Annotated in this window: 6 protein-coding genes; 2 read left to right on the top strand and 4 right to left on the bottom strand. The window is 74.2% G+C overall.

Annotation, left to right across the window (positions count from 1 at the left end):
- Positions 1-1250: potassium channel family protein (locus CCN33_RS25025; RefSeq protein WP_086695736.1), on the top strand; the 1250-nt coding region annotated here is incomplete at its 5' end.
- 187 nt (positions 1251-1437) lie between these two features.
- Here the strand turns inward: CCN33_RS25025 and CCN33_RS25020 are convergent.
- Complete coding sequence (locus CCN33_RS25020) at positions 1438-3246, bottom strand: S9 family peptidase (RefSeq protein ID WP_086695735.1); 1809 nt, start codon at positions 3244-3246, stop codon at positions 1438-1440.
- Positions 3247-3369: 123 nt separating this feature from the next.
- Between CCN33_RS25020 and CCN33_RS25015 the strand changes: the two genes are divergently transcribed.
- Positions 3370-4173, top strand: coding sequence for an SURF1 family protein (locus tag CCN33_RS25015; protein WP_086695734.1), 804 nt, complete (start codon positions 3370-3372; stop codon positions 4171-4173).
- Here CCN33_RS25015 and CCN33_RS25010 read toward each other — a convergent pair.
- From CCN33_RS25010 to CCN33_RS25000, 3 genes are all read right to left on the bottom strand, one after another.
- A complete protein-coding gene (locus CCN33_RS25010) occupies positions 4170-5360 on the bottom strand; it encodes a hypothetical protein (RefSeq protein ID WP_244173933.1) in 1191 nt (396 codons plus the stop codon). The two genes, CCN33_RS25015 and CCN33_RS25010, sit on opposite strands and share 4 nt — an antisense overlap.
- An 80-nt stretch (positions 5361-5440) precedes the next feature.
- A complete protein-coding gene (locus tag CCN33_RS25005) occupies positions 5441-6025 on the bottom strand; it encodes a SigE family RNA polymerase sigma factor (protein ID WP_086695733.1) in 585 nt (194 codons plus the stop codon).
- A gap of 444 nt (positions 6026-6469) precedes the next feature.
- Positions 6470-6727, bottom strand: a 258-nt coding sequence (locus CCN33_RS25000) for an Asd/ArgC dimerization domain-containing protein (RefSeq protein WP_279628202.1), incomplete at its 5' end; no start/stop codon positions are given.

Raw genomic sequence — 6727 nt, 5'->3', positions numbered from 1 at the left:
TCGCCGCGACCGCCGTCGCCGGTACCGGCAAGGTGATCCAGGCGGAGGGGCTGCTGCTGCGCGCGGTGGAACGGGTCGCCCCTGCGGCCGGGAGCCCGGCGCCGCCCGGCCTGTGCACGCTCGCCCTGCTGTCCGCCGACGGGGACGACGAGGGGCCGGTGCTGCTGCCCGACGACGAGGAGGTAAGGCGGGCCGGGGCGCGGTCGCGGGTGATGCTGGAGCGGTTCTCGGCGGCGGAGGGCGCGGCGCCGGGGAACGGGCTCGGCGTGGGCGGTGTCCCGCCGCTCTCCTCCCTGTTCTCCAAGCAGTTGAGGTGGTCGCTGGCGGTACTGGCGGGCTGCGTGATCGCGCTCGCGGTGGCCCTGTCGATCGTGACCGGCATCCATCCGGTGCGGGCCTTCTACTTCACCCTGCTGGACCTGTTCGCCATCGACGACCCCGCGCTGGGGCAGCCGTTGGGACGCCAGATCCTCCAACTCCTCTCCGGCCTCGTCGGGTTGCTGCTGCTTCCGGTGCTGCTGGCCGCCGTACTGGAGGGGCTGGGCACCTTCCGTACGCAGTCCGCGCTGCGCAAGCCTCCGCGCGGACTGGGCGGACACGTGGTCCTGCTGGGGCTGGGGAAGATCGGCACGCGGGTGCTGATCCGGCTGCGCGAGCTGCACGTGCCGGTGGTGTGCGTGGAGGGCAACCCGGAGGCGCGCGGGCTGGCGGTGGCGCGGCGGCTGCGGGTGCCGGTGGTGATAGGGGACGTCACGCAGGAGGGCGTACTGGAGGCGGCCAAGATCCACCGGGCGCACGCCCTCCTCGCGGTGACCAGCGCGGACACCACCAACCTGGAGGCCGTGCTGTACGCGCGGGGCGTCCGCCCCGACCTCCGCGTGGTACTGCGCCTGTACGACGACGACTTCGCCACCGCCGTGTACCGCACCCTGCGCGTCGCCCACCCGTTGGCCACCACCCGGAGCCGCAGCGTCTCCCACCTCTCGGCCCCCGCCTTCGCCGGAGCCATGCTGGGCCGCCGCGTCCTGGGCGCGGTCCCGGTGGAACGCCGGGTACTCGTCTTCGCGTCGGTCGATGTCGCCAACCGCCCCCAACTGGAGGGCCGCACCCTGGCGTCCGCCTTCGAACCCGGCGTCTGGCGCGCCCTCGCCGTCGAGAACGCCCCCGACACCCCACCCGGCCACCTCCTCACGAAGGACGACCGGGTGGTGATCGCGGCGACGCGCCGGGGGCTGGCGGAGTTCGGCTGAACCGTCCCGGTGGAGGCAGCGGTTGCCCGGCGGGTCTGTCCCGCCCGGCGGCACAGGGCCGGTCCGCCGGCCCCCGCGCCTCGCGGCGCCCTGGCGGGCGGCGGGACACCGACCGCGCGCTGCCTTGGCCGCTCCCGACCGGGTGATCGCCCCCCGCCGGGACCTGGCGGGACCCGGCCGGGGAGCGCTACTCCTCCGAGCCCCCCAGGTGCCGCCGGGCGAAGTCCATCTCGAGGCGGACCTGCTTGATGCGTTCGTCCACCACCAGGGAGCCGTGGCCCGCGTCGTAGCGGTAGACCTCGTGGGGGGCGCCGCGGTCGCGGAGGCGGGTGACGTAGTTGTCGATCTGGCGGATGGGGCAGCGGGGGTCGTTGACGCCGGCGGAGATGTAGACGGGGGCCTTGACCTGGTCGACGTAGGTCAGCGGGGAGGACGCGGCGAAGCGGTCCGGGACCTCCTCCGGGGTGCCGCCCAGGAGGGTGCGGTCCATGGCCTTCAGCGCCTCCATCTCGTCGTGGTAGGCGGTGACGTAGTCCGCGACCGGCACCACGGCGATGCCCACCGTCCACGCCTCCGGCTGGGTGCCGATGCCGAGGAGGGTGAGGTAGCCGCCCCAGGAGCCCCCGGTGAGGACGAGGCGCTCGGGGTCGGCGAGGCCGGAGGAGACGGCCCACTCGCGCACCGCGGCCACGTCCTCCAGCTCGATCAGCCCGACCCGGTGCTTGAGGGCGTCGGTCCAGGCGCGCCCGTACCCGGTGGACCCGCGGTAGTTGACGCGGACCACGGCGTACCCCTGGTCCACCCAGGCCGCCGGGCCCGCGGCGAAGGAGTCGCTGTCGTGCCAGGTGGGACCGCCGTGCAGGTCGAACACGGTCGGGAGGGGGCCGGTGGCCCAGGCGGGCTTCTGGACGAGGGCGTGGATACGGCCGCCGGGGCCGTCCACCCACACGTCCTCCACCGCGACCGAGGGCGGGCTCTTCAGGCCGGGCGGGTCGAGCACGACCTCACCCTTCGTGGAGCGGACCACCGGCGGCTCCGCGGCCGAGGACCACAGGTACTCCACGCTGCCGTCGGGGCGGGCGGTCGCCCCGGAGACGGTGCCGGGCGGGGTGGGGATACGGTCCAGCTCGCGGGTGGCGAGGTCGTAGCGGAACAGCTCGCTGCGGGCCTCGAAGCCGTGCGCGATCAGCAGGGCGGAGCCGTCCGGGTACCACTCGGCGGCCACGTCGCCGGGCAGGTCCAGCGGTAGGTCCGTCTCCGCGCCGCTCGCCACGTCCCAGACCAGCGGCTCCCAGCGGCCCCGGCGCTGGTGGCCGATGAGGAGGCGGGTGTCGCCGTCGACGGGGGCGAACCCCAGCACCTCCAGGCCCAGCTCCTCGGTGCCGCCACGGGTGTCGTCCAGGTCGGCGACGGCCGTGCCGTCCGGGCGCAGCACGCGCAGGGCGCTGTGCATGGCGTCGCCGTGCTCGGTGTGCTCGATCGCGATCAGCGTGCCGTCGTGCGAGAGGTCGCCGACGCCGGCGGACTCGCGGTGCCGGTAGATCTCCACCGGCGCCTCACCGGCGCGCGCGAGGTGGATCGTCGTACCGTCCTCGTCGGTGGACCGGCCGACCACGGCCGTCCGCCCGTCCCGGCCCAGGGCGAGCCCGGCCGGGTAGGAGGGCGCGAGGCCCGGTACGGCCGTCTCGTCGGGGCCGCCCCCGAAGGGCTGGCGGCGCCAGACCCCGAACTCGTCCCCGTCCTTGTCGTCGAACCACCAGATCCACTCGCCGTCCGGCGAGAGCACGCCGTCCGTCGTGCCGTTCGGCCGGTCCGTCGCCTGCCGCTGCGCACCGCTCGCACGGTCCCACGCGTACAGCTCGTACGTGCCGGTCGCGTTCGACACGAACAGCGAGCGGTCGGGCGCGTCCTCGGCCCAGTCCGGCAGCGAGACCCTCGGCGCACGGAACCGCTTCTCCCAGTCGGGCATCTCCACAGCTTCGTCAGCTTTGTCCATGCCCCCTAGGATCACCCGTCCGACGCCCTCCGGGACACCCCTGAGCTGGGCAACGAGGTCCCGGGCCCGGCCGGGTCCGGGCCCGGAGTGAAGGTGACAAAGGGGGCGCCGTACCTTTGGAGCGTGTACCGGTTTCTGCTGACACCCCGCTGGTGGGGCATCAACGTCTTCGTGCTGCTCGCCATCCCGTTCTGCGTGTTCATGGGGTCGTGGCAGCTCAGCCGGTTCGAGGGGCGGGTGCAGGATCATCGCACCGCCACCGAACAGGCGGCGGACTCCCGCCACGAGCAGGCGGTACCGCTCGCCCGGATGCTGCCCGTGGACAAGGCCACCTCGGGACGGCGGGTCGTGGTCAGCGGCGAGTACGGCAGGCAGCTGCTCTCGCCCGGCCGTGAGCTGGACGGCAGGACCGGCTTCTACGTCGTGACCCTGCTGCGCACCCCGTCCGGCGAGTCCCTCCCCGTGGTCCGGGGCTGGCTGCCCGGTGCGGCCGACCCGGCGAAGGCGCCGAAGCCCCCGGCCGGCGAGGTCACCGTGACCGGCGCGCTCCAGGCACCCGAGTCACCGGGCAGCAACGGCGTCCCCGCGACCGGCGGACTGCCCGCCGGGCAGACCAACGCCATCGCCCCGGCCTCGCTGGTCAACCTGGTGCCGGACAAGCTGTACGCGGCCTGGGTGACCCTCGACCGGGGTGATGCCGGGATGAAGGCGGTGCCCGCCACCGCGCCCGTCGGGACGGGGCTGGACCTGAAGGCGTTCCAGAACCTCGGCTACACCGGCGAGTGGTTCGTCTTCGCCGGCTTCGTGGTCTTCATGTGGTTCCGCCTGGTGCGCCGCGAGGCCGAGGCCCTCCGCGACGCCGAGCTGGGCCTGGTGACGGACGGCGCCGACGCCCCCGAGGACGCCGGCACCCCCACCGCTGTCTAACTCTCGGACTGCATGCCGGTGTAGTACACCGTCCCCGCGCACGCGTTCGGCACCGCGGCCGTCGCCGCCGCGCCGGCGGCCGCGCTGTACGTGACCTGCACGCTGCCGTCGGCCGGGCCGTCGACCGTGACGAGCTGCGGGGCCGCGCCGACCGTGCCGCCGGTGTCCGTGGTGCCGGCCGTCGTGCCCGTGTCCCCGCTGGGCGAGGGGTCGGGCGAGGGCCCGCCGGTGGCCGAGCCGCCGGTGGTGCTGTCGCCGCCGCCCGGGACAGGGCAGGTCTCGGAGGGCACGAAGGCGAACTTCTCGGCGTACGCGCCGCCCGGCCGCAGCACCAGCGAGGACACTGCCAGCGACGGATCGGGCAGCCCGCTCGCCGCGTCGCCGGACACATGCGCGACCACGCTCAGCTTGGCCTGGTCGGCCGCGCCCACCGCCACCGCGCCGACCTGACCCGCACCGGTGACCGTGCAGGCGGTGCCGGAGACGTTGGCGACGCGGAAGGTGCCGTAGACCACGCCGGCGGAGTCGGGCCCGCTCGCGCTGCCCGTGACACCCAGCTGGGCCGGGGTGCAGCTCGCGCTGCCGGAGGCGAGGCTCGCCGAGGGGTCGGCGGCGCCGGGCGCGCCGGACTCGCCGCCGCCCTTCCTGCCGGGCTCGTCCTTCCGACCGCCGTCCTTGCCGGTGCTGGGCGTCTCGCCCGTGGTGCCGCGGGTGTCGCCGGTGGCGCCGTCGGAGGTGCGGCCCTTGCCCTCGGTGCCCTGCGTCGACTCGGACTGGCCGGCCATCGCGGTGTTGGGGTCGGTGCCGCCGGTGTTGGAGACGTGCACCAGGGCCGGGATCGCGGTGCCGAGCAGCAGGGCCGCCGCCGCCATCCCGACCGCCGCGTGCCGCTTGCGGGCCCGGCGCGCGGGAACGGCCCGCCGCAGATGCTCCAGCGAGCCGGTACGGGGCTCCACGTCCTCCACGGCGGAGTGCAGCAGCCGCCGCAGCGCCTGCTCGTCCGCGCCGAGCCCGTCGTCCAGGCCGTCGGCCTCGATGCCCCGGCCGCCCCTTGCGGAGCCGGACGACGACGTGCCGCTCAGCTCCAGGAGCCGTTCGAGTCCGTCGAGTCCGTCGAGCTTGCGTGTCTCCGCGTCGGCGGAGGCGTCCGGACGGGCGGACTCCTCCCCGCGGCTGCCGTCGTTCACAGTTTCGTTCCCAGCGTGCGTCGGCTTGTCGTGTCGGTCGGCCCCCGTGGTCGACTCGTCGGCCGGCTCGTCCCGCTCGCTCATGTCTTGGCCCCCATGGACACCCGCAGCGCGGCGATGCCCCGTGAGCCGTACGCCTTCACCGAGCCCAGCGAGATGCCGAGCGTCTCGGCGACCTGGGCCTCCGTCATGTCCGCGAAGTAACGCAGCACCAGCACCTCGCGCTGGCGGCGCTGAAGGCCCTTCATGGCCTTGATGAGCGAGTCCCGTTCGAGCTGGTCGTACGCCCCCTCCTCCGCGCTCGCCATGTCCGGCATCGGCTTGGAGAGCAGCTTCAGGCCGAGGATGCGGCGGCGCAGCGCGGACCGGGAGAGGTTGACGACCGTCTGGCGCAGGTAGGCCAGGGTCTTCTCCTTGTCCCGGACGCGTTTGCGGGCCGAGTGGACACGGATGAACGCCTCCTGCACGACGTCCTCGCACGAGGCGGTGTCGTCCAGGAGCAGGGCCGCGAGACCGAGCAGGGAGCGGTAGTGCGCCCGGTAGGTCTCGGTGAGGTGGTCGACGGTCGTGCCGGCGGCCGCGGCGGCCGCGGTGTCGTCGGCGCCGTCGCGCTGGCCGGGTATGCGGGTGGGGCGCGCGGCGGGCATGGGCGCGATCACCGGCATGCCGCCGGGCACACGCGGACGGAGTGCCGCACGGGGCGGCCGGAGCGCCGCCGCGCCGCGGGCTGCTGGGGATACGCCCGGCTCGAAGAGAGTCGGTGCGAGTTCGAGTACCTCTGCCACGCCAGTTGGACACGCGTACCCCCGACAGGGTTGTACGTGCCGGGCGTCACATTCACGACGACCGACAGTTCCTCAAGTGCCGCCATGCGTCCCGCTCTTCCCCTACGCCTAGTTGAAAGGGCGTCACCACGCCCCACCGCGACGCCCCGCGCCCGGAACCCACGTCCCGCCGCACCAGGGTGAGGGCAAAGACGCTCCCGGTGCTCGCGCGGTTGCGGAGGACTGGGAGGGAAATCCTCTGTCGTGACGAAGGCCGGGTACAAGTGGTTTGGACCATGGTTCCGGCCACATTCCCGAGGAGAATCCCATGAAAAGCACGGGTTCTCACATCATTTCAGCGGCCACCAGCTCGGCGATCTGGGCGGTGTTGAGGGCGGCGCCCTTGCGCAGGTTGTCTCCGCAGACGAAGAGTTCGAGCGCGGTGGGGTCGTCCAGCGCCCGGCGCACCCGGCCCACCCAGGTGGGATCGGTGCCCACGACGTCGGCCGGGGTGGGGTACTCCCCGGCGGCCGGGTCGTCGCACAGGACCACGCCGGGGGCGGTGGCGAGGATCTCGCGGGCCCCGTCCACGGTGACCTCGTC

The sequence above is a fragment of the Streptomyces recifensis genome (assembly GCF_002154615.1).
In the GTDB taxonomy this organism is placed as follows: Bacteria; Actinomycetota; Actinomycetes; order Streptomycetales; family Streptomycetaceae; genus Streptomyces; species Streptomyces griseoluteus.
The sequence above is the reverse complement of the archived record's forward strand: the minus strand, read 5'-3'. Positions and strand labels throughout refer to the sequence as shown.